This is a genomic window from Ruminococcus sp. D54t1_190329_F1 (assembly GCF_015551645.1).
Lineage (GTDB): Bacteria > Bacillota > Clostridia > Lachnospirales > Lachnospiraceae > Blautia_A > Blautia_A faecis.
In genome coordinates this window covers 70,470-91,130 of sequence record NZ_JADNDC010000014.1, presented here as the reverse complement: position 1 = coordinate 91,130, position 20,661 = coordinate 70,470, and the positions used below count along the sequence as shown (strand labels likewise).

The following is a 20,661-nucleotide window of genomic DNA, read 5'->3' as shown; positions in this document are numbered from 1 at the left end:
GTATACTATATACAGTTTAGAAAACACACGCATTACAGGAGGATTGCAGCATGATAGAAGCAACGAGCTGTGGCGGTGTGGTAATTCATCGAGGTAAGATTCTTGCACTATATAAATCTTACAAAAACCGTTACGAAGGCTGGGTTTTACCGAAAGGAACCGTAGAGCCAGGAGAGACTCATGAGCAGACCGCATTGCGGGAAGTGAAGGAGGAAGCTGATGTCAGAGCTTCCATTGTGAAGTATGTAGGCAAGAGCCAATACAATTTCACAGTGCCGGAAGACATGGTCAATAAAGAGGTACACTGGTATCTTATGACGGCGGATAATTATCATAGCAAGCCTCAAAGAGAGGAATTTTTCGTGGACTCCGGGTATTACAAGTTTCACGAGATTTACCATCTGCTTCGTTTTGCAAACGAGAAGCAGATCGTTGAGAAGGCGTACCAGGAATATCTGGAACTGCGAAGTGCCGGATTATGGGACAGGCAGCAGAAATATTTCTGATTCATGGGGAGAATAAAGGCTGCGTAGCTGATTTACGCAGCCTTTATTATATGATAATGTTGCTAGAGCCTGTTTGAAAAAGCATTCCCGCAATCTGCACGCCCCACTTTGCGGTATATTTTGCCCGAATTCGGTTGCCGTAGCCCGATACGGCGCCCTCCTCCGGACAAGATCTCCCACAAATTGTGACGCACATCTTGCAGAAAGCCTTTTTCAAACACGCTTTAGGGAATGATTTTTCAAACACGCTCTAGCATCTGACAGGTTCGTTCTGTGAACGAGGTTCACAAGAAATGCTTTGCGGAATAGTTGCAAAATGTTTAAAATTTCCAGAGAAGGGAATCATTAATATAACAAAAGGTGTATGTCAAGCAGTAATAACAAAGGAGAGTTGTGCCGAATATGCTGAAATGGCGAGAAGACTATTATGTGGGAGAAGGAATCAAAGACGCGGCAAAAGCACGGAGGAGGATTGACGCAGGCAGGGTGGCTTTTGGTGTTTATCTGGTCACATTGTCTGAGAATCCGGGAAATCTTCTTGAAATTGTACCGTCCTACATGCTGATCCAGAAGAGCTATTATGCCAGATGTCCTGAGATTGTTGGTATGGCGAAGGGAAAAGACGAAGCCATTGATCTGGCAGTAGATATTGTGAAGAATATTTACGGGGAGACAGGTGCATTTCAGGTAAAAGAATATTTTAAGAACAGGTGAGCGCATGTTACATATACTGTGGATCCTCATAAAGTTTATATTGATCATACTGGGAATCCTGCTGGGACTTGCGCTTCTGGCAGTGCTTCTTCTGTTGTTCTGCCCGGTACGCTACCAGGCGAGGGCTGTGAAGGAGACCGGCAGCTTCAAGGAGACAGAACTGGAAGCCAGAATTACCTGGCTGTTCCACGTCATAGGCGTCAGGTTTTGCTTTCATAATGGAGAAGGAAAGCTGGTGGTCCTGTTTTTTGGAGTTTCATTAGAAACTATAAAAGGCTGGCTTAAGAAGCTAAAAGGCGGCAGAAGAAAGAACTCCGTCAGCCAAACCTCCAGGAGTAAGGCAAAGAAGAGGAAAAAGAAATCTGCGCAAACGAAGGGAATATCTCAGGAGAACAGAACAAAAAAGCCAGATGTAAAAGAAGCTTCTGGTGAAGAGTCGAATGTGAGTAATGCTGTTGCTGAAGAGAAAACTAAGCAGATGGCAGAGTCTCGCATAGAAACTGAGAAGAAAGCATCTCAGCCTGAAGCACATGCAGCAGAGAATTTTCAAGATCATGCGCCAAAAACTGAGGCGGTGCTGTTGGAAAATAATACAGCAGAACCGCAGACAGGGAAGCCATCAGCAGAGAAGCAGGAAGAAAATATCAAATCTGCTTCAAAGTCCGGCTTAATTACGCGTATTTGGGAAATACTAAGCAAAATAATCCGATTCCCGGGTAATCTGTGGAATAAGGTTATTTCAATAATTAAAGGTATAATTGAGAAAATTAAAAATATAAAGAAAACAATTTCAGGAATCACAGATAAGCTTGGCTGGTGGAAAGAATTTCTTACCAATGAACGGACCAAGGCTGCAATTTCTCTTATATGGAAAGATGCAAAAGGTCTGCTCCATCATGTACTTCCAACGAAATTGGAAGGTGATGTTACTTTTGGATGCGATGATCCGGCCATTACCGGGACAGTTCTGGCAGTGCTTGGTATGACCTTTCCATTTCACAAGAACAGGATTCATGTGAATCCGCTTTTTGATGGAGAGAACCAGCTGACTGGAAATGTATTTCTGAAAGGTCGTATTTATGGCATTGTGCTTATCAAGGCAGCAATAGAGATTTACTTCAATAAAAATATAAAATACGTTATCAACCGATGGAAGCATAAGGAGGACTAGAAATGGAAAACGAAAACAACTTTAAAGAAACCGTAAGCTCCCTGTTTAAGGGAATGGATGGATTTGTATCTGCGAAGACAGTGGTAGGAGATGCGATCCATGTAGGAGACACCATTATACTTCCACTGGTGGATGTATCCTTTGGTGTAGGCGCTGGTGCATTTGCAGGTGATAAAAAGAACAATGGCGGCGGAGGTCTCGCCGGAAAGATGAGCCCATGCGCAGTTCTGGTAATCCAGAATGGCACCACCAAGCTTGTAAACGTAAAGAACCAGGATGGTCTTACTAAAGTTCTGGATATGGTTCCTGACTTTGTAAACCGCTTCGCACCTGGCGGAGATAACAGCGCGGATGAAACTGTAGATCCTGCTTCAGACACGCTCTAAGAAAACAGTCATATCTGTCAGCTGTCTGATCAGGTAACTGATTATAAAAGATACAGGCGGTTATTTTAGAAGTTAATGTGTTCAGATGTGGCATTTCAGCATAAAATATACTAAACCAAAGAGGCAAGGCTGTATGAATTATGGGAAAAGCTCTTGGTTTTATGTTGTTTTTCATCGGACTTGGAATGGTGATCGGCTTGCTTGTCTCTGAGACCACCGCACTTCTGATTGCAGCAGCTTTGTGTATGCTGTGTGGCTATCATTTATTTTGTAAATAAAATGGGTATGAAAAGATTATCAGCGAATCCTTTCATACCCATTTACATTTTATGTAATGATCTATTTTATGAAATGAGTGTCAAAAGGTCTTTTGACACTCATTTGATACCCGGATTGCTACGCAGCTACGCTGCTCCCGCAATCCTCCAAATATTCGAAATCCGCTGATTTACTGCGTAAATTGCTACTTTCTCATATTTGGCGTGTCCCAAGCTCAAAAGCCTTATCGTGCAAGCACGAACAGCTTTTTGACCTTTTGACACTGGTATCATTTTATTAAAATAATTTCTGTCTGGGAGAAACTGCTCTGGAGCTTGTTGAAAAAGGCTTTCTGCAAAATGTGTGCCATATTTTGCGGGAATGATTTTTCAAACACACTTAGAAAATGCTTATCCGGGAAACAAAAAAAATAGCCCCCACAAAACTGTGAGGGCAGGTGTTTCTTAGGCTCTTTCAACGTTTCCGGATCTTAAGCAGGAAGTACATACGTACATTTTCTTAGCTCCGCCTTCAGTTTTAACCTTAACGGATTTCACGTTTGATTTCCACATCTTATTGGATCTTCTATGGGAATGACTCACATTATTTCCGAAATGAGCACCTTTTTCACAAATTGCGCATTTAGCCATGATAGCACCTCCTTGACGCTTTTTTTCAACAGTTCATATTCTAACAGATGGAAAAACATTTTGCAAGCAAAAAAAGGAAAATTTTAAAACAATTTAAAATAAATTTGCTATTTGCGTGGATGCGTGCTAAAATTGGACATTGTGTTATGAATGAAAAAAGGGTATAATATGGTATATACATTTTGAAAATCAAATTAATGGAGGTAAACCATATGAAGGGACGTATAGATTCCGGCCTTGGCCAGATCATTATTGATACGGATGTAATCGCGACTTATGCAGGAAGCGTTGCAGTAGAATGTTTTGGTATTATCGGTATGGCCGCTGTCAGCATGAAGGACGGCCTTGTAAAGCTGCTCAGGAGAGATTCCTTACAGCATGGTATAAATGTTAAGATCACAGAAGATAATAAGATTCGCCTTGATTTTCATGTAATCGTGGCGTACGGTGTGAATATCAGCACTATTGCAGATAATCTTGTAAACAATGTAAAATATAAAGTCGAGGCTTTTACAGGAATGGAGATTGAGAAAATCAACATTTACGTAGAAGGTGTTCGTGCAATAGATTAGGATTAGAGGAGGAAACTTGTGGTGGATAGACAGACCATAGATGCCAAGATACTTTCCAGAATGTTTCTGGCAGGAGCCAAGAACCTGGAAGCGAAGAAAGAATGGATCAACGAGCTGAATGTATTCCCGGTTCCGGATGGAGATACCGGTACGAATATGACAATGACTATTATGTCAGCTGCATCAGAGGTAAGCAGTCTTACAGATCCTGATATGGAGACACTCGCCAAGGCTATTTCGTCCGGTTCCCTGCGTGGAGCCAGAGGTAACTCAGGCGTTATTCTTTCCCAGCTTCTCAGAGGCTTTACCAAGGGAACCAAGGGACATAAAGAAATGGATGCAGTTGTGATCGCAGCTGCTATGGAGAAGGCTGTAGAGACTGCATACAAAGCGGTTATGAAGCCGAAGGAAGGTACCATTCTTACAGTAGCACGTGAGGCTGCAGTAAAGGCTGCTGAGATTGCAGAGGAATCTGCGAATCTGGAGCTTTTCTTCCGTGCCATTTTCGAGCATGCTGAGAAGACACTTGCCCGCACACCGGAAATGCTTCCTGTCCTGAAAGAAGCAGGTGTAGTAGACTCAGGCGGACAGGGACTTCTGGAAGTTTTCCGTGGTGCATTTGATGGTTATCTTGGAAAAGAAATCGACTATTCTGCATTTGAGAAAGTATCTTCCGGTCCGGCAGTGACCAGGATTTCCCAGCAGGCAGAAGCAGATATCAAATTTGGATATTGCACGGAGTTCATCATTCTTTTGAACAAGCCTCTTCCGGACGAGGAGCTTCACAGCTTCAAGGAGTTCCTTACATCAATTGGTGATTCCATTGTACTGGTAGCAGATGATGAAATCGTGAAGGTACATGTACACACCAATCATCCTGGCCAGGCATTCGAGAAAGCGCTTACCTACGGTGCACTTTCCCGCATGAAGATTGATAACATGCGTGAGGAACACCAGGAGAAGCTGATCAAGGATGCCGAGAAGCTTGCACGGGAGCAGGAAGAACAGGAGAAGAAGGAAGCTGCTGTGAAAGCCGCCAAAGAGCATAAGAAATACGGATTTATCAGTGTTTCCGTCGGAGAAGGACTCTCCACCCTGTTTAAAGAGCTGAATGTAGATTATATCATCGAGGGCGGTCAGACCATGAACCCAAGTACAGAGGACATGCTCAATGCCATCGCTGAAGTAAATGCAGATACTATTTATATTTTCCCGAATAATAAGAATATTGTACTTGCTGCAAACCAGGCGAGAGACCTTACCGAGGACAAAGAGATCGTGGTAGTTCCTACCAAGACGATTCCGCAGGGAATCACAGCTCTGATCAGCTTCCAGCCGGAAATGAACGGAGAAGAGAATCTGGAAGCCATGATGGAGGCTGTATCCATGGTGAAGACCGGACAGGTAACATACGCAGTCCGCGACACCAGACTGGATGAGAAAGAAATCCACGAGGGCGATATTATGGGAATCGGTGATCACGGAATTCTTGCAGTAGGCAAGGGACGTGAGAATGTTGCCAAAGAGATGGTGGCAGCTATGGTAGACGAGGATTCTGAGGTGATCAGCATTTACTACGGTGCTGAGACCACAGAAGAGGATGCCGAGAGCCTTGCTGCAGAGCTGGAGGAAGCATATCCGGACTGCGAAGTAGAGGTAAATATGGGTGGACAGCCGATTTATTATTACATTATTTCTGTTGAGTAATGAATGTTACTGTTCACTGATAACGTTCCGCGAGGTGTTTTTTGTGAACAAAGTTCACAGAAAACCCGAGAATTAAGTTTGCGTAGCAAACGCTACTTCTTGTGCTTGTCACAAGAAGGTTCGTTTTTCTGTGCATCGCGAAGCGCGTTACTGGTCACGGAGTGAACAGTAACTAATGAATAGCTGCAGGGCGGCGAGTGATAAAGAGATGGAAGACAGGGTGGAAGATTTCCGCCCTGTCTTCTTTAACAATAAACATAGGCTCATTGGTAATATTAAGTTTTTTGCGCACCGTGAAGCTGTTATTGAGTTCGAAGTGGTTAGCATGTGCAAAGTGAAATAAGTATGGAAAATTGGCAGTCTTTGTTGTAAAATAATGAGAACGCTTTTCGGGCAAATGAAGAAAGACCCGGAAACAGAGATGAATGGTCAGAAAGAGGGGAAAAACAGTGGCAAAGCTTCTTCGGGAACTAAAAGGAGTAGGAGAAAAGACGGAAAAACTATTTCAGAAGATCGGTATCACCACAACAGATGACCTGCTCCATTACTATCCAAGAAATTACGACTCATATGAGGCACCGGAGGAAATTGGTTCTTTGAAGGAGAACTCCGTGGTGTCTGTTCGTGGAACTGTCACTGCCGGAGTCTATGTAAACAGGATTCGTAATCTCCAGGTGATCTCCGTCACTGTGGCAGATACCACCGGAAGACTTCCTGTGGTATGGTTTAATGCCCCCTACTTAAAAAATACCCTGAAAAAAGGCAGCTGCTTCATTTTCCGCGGCAAAATCTCCAGAAAAAAAGGTCACCTGGAGATGGAGCATCCGGAGATTTTTACTCCGGCGGCTTATGAGGAAATCCTTCACAGCATGCAGCCCATATACGGACTTACTGCAGGGCTTACAAACAAACTGATAATCAAGCTGATGCACCAGATCCTGGATGAACAGAGCCTGCAGACAGAATTTCTCCCAGATGAGATTAAGGAATTTTATCACCTGGCAGATGATAATTATGCCATCTCTACTGTCCATTTTCCAGGCAATATGCAGGAACTTCTGGCGGCGCGAAAACGCCTTGTGTTTGACGAATTTCTTTTGTTTATTCTGGCAGTACAGATCTTGAAGGGAAAAACAGAAGAAGCTCCCAATGCTTTTCCCATGAAGCCGGTATGGACCACAGAACAGGTTATGGAAGGTCTTCCTTATCATCTGACAAAGGCACAGCTAAACGCCTGGCATGAGATCGAAAGAGACCTTTGCGGGCATACCCTTATGTCCCGGCTGGTTCAGGGCGACGTTGGAAGCGGAAAAACGATTCTGGCTTTTCTGGCAATGATCCTTACTGTGGAAAATGGCTATCAGGCAGCATTGATGGTGCCCACAGAGGTACTTGCAAATCAGCATTTTGAAGCATTTACGAAATTGATGGAGGAACAGGAGATTTCATCCTGCCATCCGGTTCTTCTTACTGGCTCAACCACCCAGAAAGAGAAAAGAAGAATCTATGGAGAAATTGCATCCGGGGAGGCAAATGTGATCATTGGAACTCACGCCCTGATCCAGGAAAAAGTGGTGTACGAGAATCTTGGTCTTGTGATCACTGATGAGCAGCATCGCTTTGGCGTGAAGCAAAGAGAGGCGCTGACCACCAGGGGAAATGCACCGCATGTGCTGGTTATGAGTGCCACTCCCATCCCCAGAACTCTTGCAATCATTGTATACGGGGATCTGGATATTTCCATTATAGATGAGCTTCCTGCCATGCGTCTCCCGATTAAGAACTGTGTAGTTGGCACATCTTATCGCCCGAAAGCCTACTCCTTTATAGAAAGGCAGGTGCGGGAAGGGCGCCAGGCATATGTGATTTGCCCTATGGTAGAAGAAAGTGAGGGGGCAGACGGGGAAAACGTGACGGACTATACAGCACGGCTGAGGGAGATTTTCCCATCAGACATCACCATTGGAATGCTCCATGGAAAAATGAAGCCCAAGGAAAAGAACGGGATCATGGAACAGTTTGCAAGGGGAGAAATCCAGGTGCTGGTGTCTACTACAGTAGTGGAAGTAGGTGTAAATGTGCCAAATGCTACGGTGATGATGGTAGAAAATGCAGAGCGGTTCGGACTTGCACAGCTCCATCAGCTGAGAGGGCGTGTTGGACGTGGAGCGTATCAGTCTTACTGTATTTTTATGCAGGGAAATGAAGAGGAAGAGACCTCCAGAAGACTGGAGATTTTGAATAAATCGAATGATGGATTTTTTATAGCAGGGGAGGATCTGAAGCTTCGGGGACCGGGAGATCTGTTTGGAATCCGTCAGAGCGGACAGCTGGAGTTCCGGATCGGAGATATTTATCAGGATTCAGATGTACTGAAAGCTGCCAGTGACGCCGCAGGAGGAATTCTGGAGCTTGACAGGGAGCTGGAGCTGTCCCAGCACGAAAAATTGAAAGAAAGATTGAATGCTTATATGAAATATGACCTTGAGAACCTTGGTTTGTAAGGTTTTGCAGGGAAATAGATGACGAAAAAAATAAGAAAATCCATCCTTTTTTTGGTAATAACTGTGCAAGAAAACAAAAATTATCAGGATTTTAAGATTTGTACCCGAGGATTTCCTAAAATTAACAGGTTTTGTTTGTATACTTTTACCTATGAATTCAGAGAAATGGTTTGTCAAGGGGGATTTTATCAGAACTTGCAAAAAAAAATGATTCGTAGTATTCTATCATAGAAGCGAAAACGAAGATTATATTCACCGTCAAGGAGGCTATTATAATGGCTACGAAGAGAACTACAAAAAAGGCAGAAACAATGGCGGCCAAGAAGGCTGCTAAGACTGTAGCTGAGGTTAAAGCTACAGCTGCAGCAGAGGTAAAGGCTGAGCCAAGTAAGGCAGAGGCTGTTAAGACAGCTGTTGTTGAGACTGTGAAAGCGGCTACAGAGACTGTTAAGGCTGCTACTGAGAGTGTTAAAGAGACTGCGAAAGAGGCTGTTAAGGAGACTGCAAAGGCTCCGGCTAAGACAGCTGGGAAGGCAGAGGCTAAGAAGCCTGCTGTTAGAAGAACTGCTAAGAAGGCTGCTGTTGCAGCTGAGGAGATTTTTATTCAGTATGCAGGCAAGGAATTTACTACTAAGGATGTAGTAGCAAATGTGAAAAAGGCCTGGACAGAGATGACCGGAAAGAAAGAAGAAGATATCCAGGATATTAAAGTTTACGTTAAGACTGAAGAGAATAAGGCATATTATGTAGTAAACGGTGAAGCAGAGGGACATTACGTAGAACTGTAATTTTCCCTATATGAATGGCTTCAGGGAGTGTGTGAGTGCGTTCCCTGAAGCCTTTTTGATTTCGAGGGACGTGAGAGGAAGTGGGTGCCGTCTGGGGGCGGTGCCGAAATGGGGTGTCTGGCTCCGCCGCCTAGTGATCTATAAAATTGCAAACTCGCCCTTGCAGGGCTCAGACAGTGCAATTTTATAGATCGCTATGCTCGCCAGACGCCCCATTTCGGCAATGCCCCCAGACGGCACCCACTTCCTCTCACTGGTTACTGGGAAGGGACGGCGGCTGCAGGCAGCGCCTGGGGATAGGAAAAATTGTATAGGGTGGAGAAAAGTTGTGCAGGACAGTGCTTAGTGTGGGGAAATAAATTGCTGGACAAAAGGGGGTAAATAGGATAAAATATTTAGATATAGACAGGAGTAGCCCCTTGATTTGACAAGGGGTCTTTTTATGAAAGGAATAAAGTATGTTTAATGAGATTGATTTCAGTAAGATAGATACGGGTATTACACCGCCTCAGGATGATACAGAGCGTCAGTATTATTATATGGCGAAGCTGGCGGAGATGGTGGCTTTGAGGGAGCGGGAGCTGGGACGGAGGATTACTTATTGTCTGCAGACGTTTGGATGTCAGATGAATGAGAAGCAGTCTGAGGTTGTCGCAGGGATTATGGATGAGATTGGATTTAAGAGACAGGAAACAGAGGATGCGGATGTTGTGATTTATAATACCTGTACGGTTCGTGAGAATGCCAATCTTAAGGTGTATGGCCGTCTTGGTAAGCTGCATAGTCTGAAGAAGTCTAATCCGGATATGAAGATTGTTTTGTTTGGGTGTATGATGCAGGAGAAGCAGGTTGTGGATAAGATCCAGAAGGATTATCCATTTGTCAATCTGGTGTTTGGAACCCATAATATTTTTAAGTTTGCAGAGTTGTTTTATGAGATGGAGAATCTTGACAGCCAGCTGATCGATATCTGGGAGGGTACGGACAAGATTGTGGAGGAGTTGCCTACAGAGCGTAATTATTCTTTTAAATCTGGCGTGAATATTATGTTTGGATGCAATAATTTCTGCAGCTATTGCATTGTACCTTATGTAAGAGGGCGTGAGAGAAGCCGTGAGCCGGAGGCGATTGTGAAAGAGATAGAGGCTCTGGTGGCGGATGGCGTTACAGAGGTTATGCTTCTGGGACAGAATGTAAACTCTTATGGAAAGACTTTGAAGGATCCGGTGACGTTTGCACAGCTTCTTGAGAAGGTGGAGCAGATCGAGGGACTGAAGAGAATCCGGTTTATGACTTCTCATCCGAAGGATCTATCTGATGAGCTGATCGAATATATGAGTAAGAGCAGGAAGGTGTGCCATCATCTGCATTTGCCTATGCAGTCTGGCAGCAGCCGTATCCTGAAGATCATGAACCGGCATTATGATAAGGAGAAGTATCTGGGACTGGTGGAGAAAATCCGTACAGCGGTGCCGGATATTTCCCTGACTACAGATATTATTGTAGGTTTCCCGGGTGAAACTGAGGAGAATTTTCAGGAAACTCTGGATGTAGTGGAGAAATCTGATTTTGATACTGCATTTACCTTTATCTATTCCAAGAGAAGCGGCACTCCTGCGGCGAAGATGGAGGATCAGGTTCCGGAGGATGTGGTGAAGGATCGTTTTGACCGCCTTCTGAAGCTGGTTCAGGAGAAAGGAAGAGAAGTTTCTTCCAGATTCCAGGGCGAAGTTCAGGAAGTTCTTGTTGAGACGGAGAGCAAAGAGAAGGGGATTTTCACAGGAAGAACCCAGTACAACCTGCTGGTTCATTTTCCGGGAACCCCGGATCTTCTTGGCAAGTATGTGAAGGTGCGTCTGGATACCTGTAAAGGCTTCTATTACATGGGAACAAGAGTGGAGGATTAAAGCACCTGCCGAAGATTTATATATCAGATTTTTTGATTCTGTAATCCTGACTATGAATAAAAAGCAATATTTGGCAAAAAGGCTACTGTCACTCCGTGACCAGTAACACGCTTTGCGATGCGCAGAAATCATGTATTCGCATGATTTCGCGCTGAGATCCCCGGGTTTCCTGTGAACTTTGTTCACAAAAAACACCTCGCGGAACGTTACCATTGAACCGTAAAGTAAAAAGCGCAAATAATATAAATAATTACAAAAAAGGTTGCATTTTTGTGATAAATAGTGCAATATTATTATATTGAACACTCGTGGGAAAGGCGGCACCTGTAATGTTTAAAGGGCTGTGCAGGAAATTTTATGCATTGTTGAGGAAAGAAGCAGTTCATGAGAATGAGCCTCAGCGTATATTGTTCCTTCTCAGAATTATATTGTTGATTCTGGGACTTTATTTTCTGATCATTCCGTTAGTATTCTGCATTGTGGGACCGAAGACAGAGGTCTGGACAGGATATATTTTCGCAGCAATGGCGGTTGCTGCTTTTTATGCAACATACCGGTTGAAGGTACACACCAGTGTGCTTGTCTGCAGCAGTCTGCAGCTGGCATGGATAATTGTGTTTGTGATTCTCTATGGATGGGACTGCGGTATTCAGCATCTGATGTTTGAGATGCTGGTACTGGTATATTTTGCTGTCTACAATTCTCTTGTGTATAAGGTCAGCTATACAGTAGTTCTGTTTGCAGTACGATTCAGCCTGTTTTTGTACTGCAGGGTAAATATTTCTGTTTTTGCCCTGACAGAAACGGCTACAGTTGTATTACAGATCATAAATACCATTGTGACGTTTGTGCTTATGGCTGTAGCGTGCAGTATGTTCAGCTCCAATGTGGAATCTGCGGAGAAGAAGCTGGTGCTGTATAATGAGCAGTTGAAGAAACAGGCAGGGACCGATCCGCTGACAGGTTTGTGGAACCGCCGTCAGATGATACAGTACATTACGGAGAAGCGCAGGAAAGAGCCTGTTATGGCGTTTACCATTGGTATGGGCGATATTGATTTCTTTAAGAGAATTAATGACCACTGGGGACATGACTGCGGAGATGCGGTACTGGTATGGATCACACAGCACATGAGCCGGGAACTGGGTGAGCATGCCAAATTGTGCCGCTGGGGAGGCGAAGAATTCATCTTCTTTTTCCCGGATATGAACGGAGACGAAGTATGCTTTATGCTCAACACTTTTCGCATGAAGCTGGGCAACGATCTGTTTGACTGGAGGGGAGAATGGATTCCGGTTACTATGACGTTTGGCGTGGAGGAGAATGATTTCAAGTCCAATATAGACACCTTGCTGAAAAATGTGGATGCGAAACTTTATATGGGCAAAGAACAGGGAAGAGACCGGGTGATCTATTAAACTCACCGGGTCTTTTGTCGAATTAACAACAGTAATAAGCAGGAGAATAAAACTTGTATGTATACAGTTGAAGAAATAAAAAATAAAGTAAAAACAGGAACCTGGACAAAAGAGGATGTGGCACGCTGTGTGGAGGAGCTGAAGCAGATATCGGATTTTACTGTTTATACAGAAGAAATCTATTATATAAGTTATGGGATTTTTGCCTATAATTTTCGGGAATATGCCTATCCTCTGATCGAAATCTGCCGGGAGGCCGGAGTTCACATGGAGCGTTCCAAGGAGAAATCCAGACTTTATCTTGCCCTGGTAAGACTTTATTTCTGCCTTGGTTTTCCCCCGAAGATTGTGGAATATGGCCTGAAATATGCCAATTCCGGATTTACCTTAAGATCCCCTCTGAAATCTGTTTATAACACTATCGTAGCCGCTTTTTCAGACTGTGGACTGTTTTTTGAGGCGGATTTTTATCTGGAGAAAATGATGGATATTTCCAGACTGGATCCCTGTGACAGCAGTGTGGATTTCTGGAATTCGGATACTTTAAATGAGCTGGTCTATTATGACAGCAAGGTTTACGTGAAGCTGGGCATGGGAGATGTTGCAGGCGCGGAGCAGGCGGCAGTGGATATGCAGGCGATTCTTACAGAACGGGAGATTCCTGAAGATGGCAGAGCCTTTTTCCTGCTTCAGAAGGAATTTACGGACTTGTATCTTCGCCTTTACCAGCAAAAAGACAAGGCGGTCATTGCGGAAGAATTTAACAGCTATATGAAGAAAATGGAAGCCGGGGAGGGTGCCAGGGATACCTTAAGCTTCTGCGTCTGCTATTTCGGAGAGTTCCTTCAGGTAATGGCGGAGGAAGAACGCTGGGACGATATTATACGTATTGGCAGCTACATTAAGAATGCCCGGAATTTCAGCGGAAGCTTCTGTCCGGTTTATAAGCTTATGCGCACGGCTGCATACGGAAGTGACCGGGAAGAGCTTCGGAGACAGATACCGGAATTCGAGAGAATGTATCTGGAGTCTCTGGAGCAGGAGAAGGAGAATTACGACCAGATGGTACGTCTCCTTACCCGTGAGGAGCTTCGGATTGAACGCCTGAAGGTGTCCATGGAGAAGGATGCCCTTACCGGCTGTCTGAACCGTGCGGCTTTTGACCACAACAGCAAGCGCTTTATGAAGAATCATAAGAAGGGCAGCCTTGTATTTATTGACCTGGATTATCTGAAGCTGATCAATGACTGCTATGGCCATGAAAACGGAGACCGTTACCTGGTGTGTTTTGCAGAGAATATGAAGTGTGCTATGGACAGGCAGGATCTTCTGTACCGGTATGCAGGAGATGAGTTCCTTATTTTGTCTGCACTGGAGCCGGAGCAGATACAGGAACGGCTAAACGAAATTCTGGAAAAGAGCCCGATCCATTTTGATATTAACGGAGAAATCCGCAACATCAGCTTTTCCTATGGCATTGTGGCATTTGAGGAAAAAAAGGGAAAAATCGCAGATTTGGTGAAGGAAGCGGATCAAAGAATGTATCAGTGCAAGAGCCGGAATCATGAGCGTATTTCCAAAAGAGGTGCGGCGGAATGATCACGCGGGAAAATATTATTCATTTTTACACCAAATACAAAGAAAATCTGAAGACGGAAGATCAGATTCAGGAGAATCTGCTGAAGGCAGAAGACCAGGAGGCGTGGATCGAAAATCTGAAGAACAAATCCAGAATGATGCGCAGGCTTTACATTGAGAATGAGGCACTTCTGAATCTGTATATCCGCCCCTTCCTTGACGGGGAGGCGAGCCTGAACGAGGAACTGGCGAGAGAATTTCTGCATCAGATCCGCATGGCCGATGAGGAGGGCTATGAGGATAACCTTGCCATGCTGGAAATTCTGGAGCTTCTGGATGGATATTTTCAGAAAAGTGATGATCTGGACTCTTATATCTGGACCCTGAATCTTCTGGGAAATTTTTATAACCGTCCCTTCAGTGATGAAGATGGAAAGAAAGGAGCCATGTATTTTGACAGACTGCGGGCACTTTCTTCCAGATATTTTGAGATTGAGGATTTTGACGTAAGGAAGCGAATCCTTTTTTCCTATTATAATTTTCCGATCGTGTTGATGAACTTTAACCTGGACACGTCCAAGGAGCTTTTGCAGTACATTGATGAGGCACTGGAATTTTATAATGATGAGAAAGTCCGGGAATTAGACGGAGAGAGGTTTGATTTTGATGAACTGATCGAAGAACTGAATTATGATCTTCTTGGAAATTCAGTCCTGAGATTTACCGTGAGGGAGATTGATCCGAAGCTTCTTTCCAGAGCATCCCGGGTTCTGGAAGAATATTATCAGCGTGAGCTTGAGAAGAATCCGGAGCCCTACGAAATGTTGGATGAAATATACTGTAATTATAAGTCCTGTCTGTTCTATCAGGGGAAGATAACCTGCACAGAGCTTCTGGAGGATTATCGGAAATTCTGTGAACACAGTATGGAGCATGACGATCTGGACAGCCAGGAGGGAGTGTCTTTTTCTGACAGCCGCTATTTTCAGGTTGCGATCAACCATCTGCCGACGATTTTGGAATTGTTGGAGAAATATGCGGATGAATATCACGGAGCACCAGATCTCCGTGATTTTTGTGTATCCAATTATGTGCATGCTATTCGCAGGCTGTCCAGGACAGAAAACGATACCTTTGTGAATGATGTAGTATGGCGTTCTCTCAGGGATGTGTTGAAATATATTACCGGAGATGAAATAAACACCCTGGTTCTTATGCAGATCATGGTAAGCCGGGATGAAGGCACTGCCATGCACAGTGCAATGGTGGAGCAGATTGCCAGGCGAATTCTGAATGTAGTGATGAAAAAGCGGCCGGAGCTTCTGATTGGAACCTTTGGTTATGAGAATGTGGTGGAAGTGCTGGAAAATCAGGAGACGATTCTGGACTATGTTTCCCAGTCTGCACAGCTTCTGGATATTGGAATGATCAGACTTGCATCTATTGTGAACAAGCAGTCACGGCAGCTGACACAAAGGGAAAAGAATGGTATTTTCAGCCATCCCTGTGAAGGGGCTAAATTCGTCGAGGAGATTCCGGCTCTTCGCAAATATCGGGATGCTGTTCTGGGACATCACAAATCCTGGGATGGAAAAATAGGATATCCGGCAGATTTTGACAATACCAGGTCAAATGAGCGTATTCTTATTGAAATACTGCATATCAGCGATTGTCTGGATGCAGCCACTGACTTTGTGGGACGAAGCTATAAGAATGCCAAGAAGCTGGAACAGGTAGCGGAGGAGTTTTCCTGGGGAAAGGGTTCTGTTTATTGTCCGGAGCTGGTGGAGTTTCTGGAAGAGGACAAAGAACTGCAGGCAGATCTCAGATATCTGCTGGGAGCGGGACGCATCCGTACCTGTTATTCGGTATATGGCAAGGCAGTAGATCAAACTGAAATAGAAGAGAGCAGGTTGTTCACAGATATTGAAAACTGGGAAGCCAGCAGCCGGAAGCAAAGTGATGAAGAGGGAGATACGATTCTCGATTTCCTTCACAAAAGCGGAAACGAGAGCCGTCAGCTTCTTGGAGCACTGGCAAGGAATTCTCTGATCATTTTGTATGTGGATATGATGTCTGGCGAATACAAGGTATACTACCGCGGAAACCAGAGACTTCTGGATAAAAAGATTCCGGACGGTTATTATGGAGACTTCCTGAAAGAATATCTGGCGCCAAACTGCGAACCGGGTGATTGGGAAAAAGTACGGCTGAAAATCAGACTGTCAGAGCTTTCCCATATATTTCTGGAGCAGGAGGGCAGCTATGAGTGTGAAGCCCGGATCAGGGCAAAAGATGCTTACCGCTGGGTGCGGTTCCAGTTTATCTGTCTGGACGAGGAAAATGTTATGCCTGGCATGATGACTGTGATCGCGACAGATGTTCAGGAAAGCCACAGCAGAAATGAACAGCTGATGAACAGTCTGAAGGAGGCATATCAGTCTGCAGAAGAGGCAAACAAGGCAAAAAGCATTTTCCTCAGCAGTATGTCCCATGACATCCGCACTCCTATGAATGGAATACTTGGTATGACCCAGATCGCCATGAATCATCTGAACGATCCTGCGCGTATTCTGGATTGTCTTCAGAAGATCGACGATTCTTCCAGACACCTTCTGGAGCTGATCAATGAGGTTCTGGATATGTCGAAAATTGAGAGTGGGGATACGACGCTTCATGAGGAACCACTGTACCTGAGCAAAACCATGAAAATTGTGGATGGAGTATGCCGTCAGGCAGCTGTTGATAAACAACAGATTTTCGATATGGATATAGAAGAAATCCGGGACGATCATGTGCTGGCAGATCCGGTAAGACTCAGGCAGGTTTTGATCAATCTGATTTCAAATGGAGTGAAGTACACGCCTGAGCATGGATGTGTGCAGGTAAAGGTAACCCAGGGCAATAGCTTTGCAGAGGGCAAAGCAAGATATTCTTTTGTGGTGAAGGATAATGGAATCGGAATGTCGGAAGAATTTCAGAAGAAGCTGTTTGAGCCTTTTTCCCGTGAAGATAACAGCATGACAAATGCTACCCAGGGAACAGGACTGGGACTTTCTATTGCCAAGTCTATTATTGCGCAGATGGGTGGAAGTATTGAGGTAAAGAGCATTCAGGGAAAAGGTACGACGTTTCTTGTGCGGCTGGATCTGAAGCTTGTGGGAGAAGAGAAGGAGGCTGACCAGGCCTTACTGGCAGCAGAGGCTGGTGAAGAGAAGGAAAAGGATCCGGGCTTTTTGAAGGGTCGCAGGATCATGCTGGTGGAGGACAATGAGCTGAACCGGGAGATTGCTTACGAGCTTTTGTCCGAATCCGGTCTGATCGTGGATGTGGCAGAGAATGGACAGGATGCGATCAAGCTTCTTGGAACCCGGCCGGAGAATTATTATGAACTGATCTTCATGGATATTCAGATGCCGGTGATGAATGGTTATGAGGCCACGGCAAATATCCGTGCAGGAAAGAGCGATTACTGGAAAAATATTCCGGTGATCGCCATGACCGCAAATGTGTTCCAGGAGGATGAGAGCCGGGCTGCAGAGTGTGGGATGAGTGATTATGTGACTAAGCCAATTGACATGAATGTGATTTATTCTGTCCTTGAAAAATGGCTTCGAGGACAGAAAGGATGATGTGAGCCAGTACCTGCCAGAGCTTTTTATATACTCTGGCGGCAGACCGGAAGGGACTTCCGGTGGTGCTGGCATATGGATGAGGGAGCGATAGAGTTGAGTAAGAATAAGTACGAAATTGATATGTGTAACGGAACCATTATGGACAAGCTGGTTTCTTTTGCCATTCCGCTGATGGTTTCCGGAATTCTGCAGCTGATGTTCAATGCTGTGGATATTATTGTGGTGGGACGGTTTTCCGGCAGTCAGGCCCTGGCAGCAGTTGGTTCTACTACCGCTTTGATCAATGTATTTACCAATCTTTTTATTGGTGTTTCACTGGGAGCTAATGTACTGGCTGCCAGGTTCTATGCGGCAGGTAAGGCGAAGGAGATGTCGGAAACGGTACATACGTCTGTTACACTGGCTTTGGTCAGTGGTGTGGCGATGGCTGCTGTAGGACTTGTTTTTTCAAGATGGGCACTGGAGGTTATGGGAACGCCTGCGGATGTGATTGACCAGTCCACTTTGTATATGAGGATTTATTTCCTGGGAATGCCGTTTTTTATGCTTTATAACTATGGCGCAGCTATTCTGCGTGCGGTAGGGGATACCAGGCGTCCGCTGATGTTCCTGGTCGTGGCTGGTGTGACCAACGCGGTGCTGAATATGATTCTGGTGATCGTGTTTCATCTGGGTGTTGCAGGTGTTGCCATTGCGACCATTATTTCCCAGCTGATTTCCTGTATTCTGGTTCTTAGATGTCTGTATATGACGGACAGCAGTTATCAGCTTCGTTTTTCCAGATTGTGCATGAAGAAATTTTATCTGGTACAGATTTTCCAGGTGGGAATACCGGCAGGAGTGCAGAGTACGGTTATTAACATTTCCAATGCGCTTTTGCAGTCTTCTGTAAATTCCTTTGGTTCCACTGCTATGGCTGGTTATACGGCGGCGAATAATATTTTGGGATTTTTGTATGCGTCTGTAAATGCGGTCACGCAGGCCTGTATGAGCTTTACCAGCCAGAATTATGGCGTTGGGAAATATAAACGTATGGACAGAGTGCTGCTGGACTGCGGAATCCTGTCCTTTGTGATCGCCCTTGTGCTGGGATGCGGCTCTTACATGTGTGGCGGTGAGATCCTGAAGGTTTACACAGAGGATCCGGAGGTTATCCGATGCGGTGTGGAAATTCTTTCCATCACCACAGTGCCCTATTTCTTATGTGGAATCATGGATCTTTTTCCTGGCGCTCTCCGGGGAATGGGACATTCCGGTGTGCCTATGATCCTTTCTATTATCGGTACGGTTGGTACTAGAATTGTGTGGATCTTCTGGATATTCCCACAGCACAGAAGCCTGTACACCTTGTTTATTTCCTATCCGGCATCTTGGTTTATTACCATTGTGCTGCAGGTAATCTGTTTTGTGTTTGTGAGACGGACAGTGCATGGACAGCTGAAGGGTACCGGGGAAACGGTGTGATGGAAAGGAAGAAGAGAAATAAGCCCAAAAGGGTTGGGTTAAAAGGCGTTTGAAAAGGGCTGTCTGCAAAGTGGATAAGATGTAGGTGTGAAACGTTATAATATGTTTCTGAAACGGGTAAGAGCCAGGGAAAGCGAAACGCTTCCCTGGCTCATTTTTAGCTTCCGTTCCCTCTGAGCTTCACGAAAGATAATAATGGAAAATGACATAATTGGGTAAGTGTGAATGATTTAATAATTCGGCTGGGCTAACTTCCTCCCATTAAAGTTAGTGCAGGCGATTATTTGTGTGGGCATTTGGCGTAGGTGCGTGTGCCAACGTAATCCATGATGACAAGGTGGTTGCATTTCTGACAGATTTTAGCAGTGTAAGTTTTAACGACACAGCCACCGTTGCTTTTTGAATTATGAACATCCGCATATCCAGATTTAAAATCGTGTGTACAAATAATTGCACGTGGTTCTAAATCGGAGTCATTGACTAAGATATTTACGTGTTCATCTGTTTCAAAGTAGATATTAGAATTTGCAAAGGGGTTGTTTGAAGCACTGTCAACAAATGATACTGTTTCATTAAGTTGCACAGAATCTGCCGCTTCCGTTGTCTGCATCGGTGCATATCCAAACACCGTAGTCCCGCTCAAAAATACAGATGCCAATATTGCCGCAGCAGTACCAATTTTACTGGCTTTTCTATTCTTCATCATAATAAATTCCACTCTCCTTTTCATCGTATGTTTGGCCCCCAACAAGTTGTTTTTCCAGACTACAGGAACCTGTCTGTTTCTTGCGGAAAGATTCACGAGAGCGACTGCGTAGGCTTTTCTCTCCTCCGTGGTGAAACCTTCAGTGGCGGCTTGATCTGCAATATTTTCGGAAAAGCTGGTGTAAAGCAGAAGCGTAAGCAATGTTAACGGGTTATAAAAATGAAGGCAAATGGCTAACAGGCAGAGCAGCTTTACAGCTGAGTCATGACGGCGCAGGTGTGAATATTCATGCCGCATAATCATTTCTGACAATCTGGAATCCTCAAGGCTCTCCGGCGCGACAATGAAAGGCTTCAGGAAACCTATAGTATAGGGAGAACCAATAAGGGGAGAAATACGGTATTCTACATCCCCGATTCCAGGTAAGAAACAAGTTCTTTTCTCAGTAATCTTTTTCAGCTTTCGCGTGAGCCGGTGATACTTTATGATTTCGTAAACACTGAAGCCTGAGATTAAAAATAGCCAGCATAATCCAATCATAAGAATCCAGTCGGACATCCATAATGAAATTCCGTGATAAGAAATTGCTCCTTTGTCGTCAAAATTGATGTAATAAGAGATGTTTGCAAGAGCGTCTGTTCTTATCAAAACATCTGTTGGCATCAGATATTTAACCACCTAAAACGGTATCAAATAC

The 20,661-nt window shown here is 44.6% G+C and carries 17 protein-coding genes and 1 pseudogene; 15 read left to right on the top strand and 3 right to left on the bottom strand.

The features are described from left to right. Positions 1–50 precede the first annotated feature (50 nt). On the top strand, positions 51–506 hold the full coding sequence (locus tag I2D69_RS08390) for an NUDIX domain-containing protein (RefSeq protein WP_021925514.1): 456 nt from the start codon (positions 51–53) through the stop codon (positions 504–506). Between the two features lie 46 nt (positions 507–552). Here the strand turns inward: I2D69_RS08390 and I2D69_RS20945 are convergent. After that, positions 553–663 (bottom strand): annotated as a pseudogene (locus I2D69_RS20945) (DUF6783 domain-containing protein); the annotation flags it as partial. Here I2D69_RS20945 and I2D69_RS20940 point away from each other — a divergent pair. From I2D69_RS20940 to I2D69_RS08370, 5 genes are all read left to right on the top strand, one after another. Then, positions 622–741 carry a DUF6783 domain-containing protein gene (locus tag I2D69_RS20940; protein ID WP_308768455.1) on the top strand — a complete coding sequence of 40 codons (120 nt, stop codon included), beginning with the start codon at positions 622–624 and terminating at the stop codon, positions 739–741. The pseudogene I2D69_RS20945 and the gene I2D69_RS20940 sit on opposite strands and share 42 nt — an antisense overlap. A gap of 167 nt (positions 742–908) precedes the next feature. Then, entirely contained in the window at positions 909–1,220 is a 312-nt protein-coding gene (locus tag I2D69_RS08385) for a hypothetical protein (protein WP_148462001.1), read from the top strand. 4 nt (positions 1,221–1,224) lie between these two features. Next, the gene (locus I2D69_RS08380) at positions 1,225–2,391 is read left to right on the top strand and encodes a DUF2953 domain-containing protein (protein WP_148462002.1); all 1,167 of its coding nucleotides are present in this window, start codon (positions 1,225–1,227) and stop codon (positions 2,389–2,391) included. Between the two features lie 2 nt (positions 2,392–2,393). Beyond that, positions 2,394–2,777 carry a GerW family sporulation protein gene (locus I2D69_RS08375; protein ID WP_148462003.1) on the top strand — a complete coding sequence of 128 codons (384 nt, stop codon included), beginning with the start codon at positions 2,394–2,396 and terminating at the stop codon, positions 2,775–2,777. Between the two features lie 140 nt (positions 2,778–2,917). Continuing rightward, positions 2,918–3,055: a hypothetical protein gene (locus I2D69_RS08370; protein ID WP_173715983.1), complete on the top strand. Its 138-nt coding sequence runs from the start codon at positions 2,918–2,920 to the stop codon at positions 3,053–3,055. 444 nt (positions 3,056–3,499) lie between these two features. Here I2D69_RS08370 and rpmB read toward each other — a convergent pair whose 3' ends face one another. After that, positions 3,500–3,685, bottom strand: coding sequence for a 50S ribosomal protein L28 (gene rpmB / locus I2D69_RS08365; RefSeq protein WP_118578056.1), 186 nt, complete (start codon positions 3,683–3,685; stop codon positions 3,500–3,502). A 212-nt stretch (positions 3,686–3,897) separates the two neighbouring features. On the opposite strand from rpmB, the gene I2D69_RS08360 reads away from it, so the two are divergent. From I2D69_RS08360 to I2D69_RS08320, 9 genes are all read left to right on the top strand, one after another. After that, a complete protein-coding gene (locus I2D69_RS08360; protein ID WP_117851829.1) occupies positions 3,898–4,257 on the top strand; it encodes an Asp23/Gls24 family envelope stress response protein in 360 nt (119 codons plus the stop codon). A gap of 21 nt (positions 4,258–4,278) precedes the next feature. Beyond that, positions 4,279–5,964, top strand: coding sequence for a DAK2 domain-containing protein (locus tag I2D69_RS08355; protein WP_148462004.1), 1,686 nt, complete (start codon positions 4,279–4,281; stop codon positions 5,962–5,964). Positions 5,965–6,389: 425 nt separating this feature from the next. Then, complete coding sequence (recG, locus tag I2D69_RS08350) at positions 6,390–8,468, top strand: ATP-dependent DNA helicase RecG (protein ID WP_195379724.1); 2,079 nt, start codon at positions 6,390–6,392, stop codon at positions 8,466–8,468. Between the two features lie 275 nt (positions 8,469–8,743). Beyond that, a complete protein-coding gene (locus I2D69_RS08345) occupies positions 8,744–9,256 on the top strand; it encodes a DUF6465 family protein (protein ID WP_118578057.1) in 513 nt (170 codons plus the stop codon). 458 nt (positions 9,257–9,714) lie between these two features. Continuing rightward, entirely contained in the window at positions 9,715–11,163 is a 1,449-nt protein-coding gene (gene miaB, locus I2D69_RS08340; protein WP_195379723.1) for a tRNA (N6-isopentenyl adenosine(37)-C2)-methylthiotransferase MiaB, read from the top strand. Between the two features lie 329 nt (positions 11,164–11,492). Next, the gene (locus I2D69_RS08335; protein ID WP_195379722.1) at positions 11,493–12,581 is read left to right on the top strand and encodes a GGDEF domain-containing protein; all 1,089 of its coding nucleotides are present in this window, start codon (positions 11,493–11,495) and stop codon (positions 12,579–12,581) included. Between the two features lie 57 nt (positions 12,582–12,638). Then, positions 12,639–14,180, top strand: coding sequence for a diguanylate cyclase (locus tag I2D69_RS08330; protein WP_173769058.1), 1,542 nt, complete (start codon positions 12,639–12,641; stop codon positions 14,178–14,180). Further along, positions 14,177–17,791: an ATP-binding protein gene (locus I2D69_RS08325; protein WP_195379721.1), complete on the top strand. Its 3,615-nt coding sequence runs from the start codon at positions 14,177–14,179 to the stop codon at positions 17,789–17,791. The genes I2D69_RS08330 and I2D69_RS08325 overlap by 4 nt, the downstream gene beginning before the upstream one ends. 96 nt (positions 17,792–17,887) lie before the next feature. After that, on the top strand, positions 17,888–19,258 hold the full coding sequence (locus I2D69_RS08320) for an MATE family efflux transporter (RefSeq protein ID WP_347708388.1): 1,371 nt from the start codon (positions 17,888–17,890) through the stop codon (positions 19,256–19,258). Positions 19,259–19,538: 280 nt separating this feature from the next. Here the strand turns inward: I2D69_RS08320 and I2D69_RS08315 are convergent, their stop codons facing one another. Continuing rightward, positions 19,539–20,627, bottom strand: a complete 1,089-nt coding sequence (locus I2D69_RS08315; protein WP_195379720.1) for a M56 family metallopeptidase — start codon at positions 20,625–20,627, stop codon at positions 19,539–19,541. Positions 20,628–20,661: the final 34 nt, after the last annotated feature.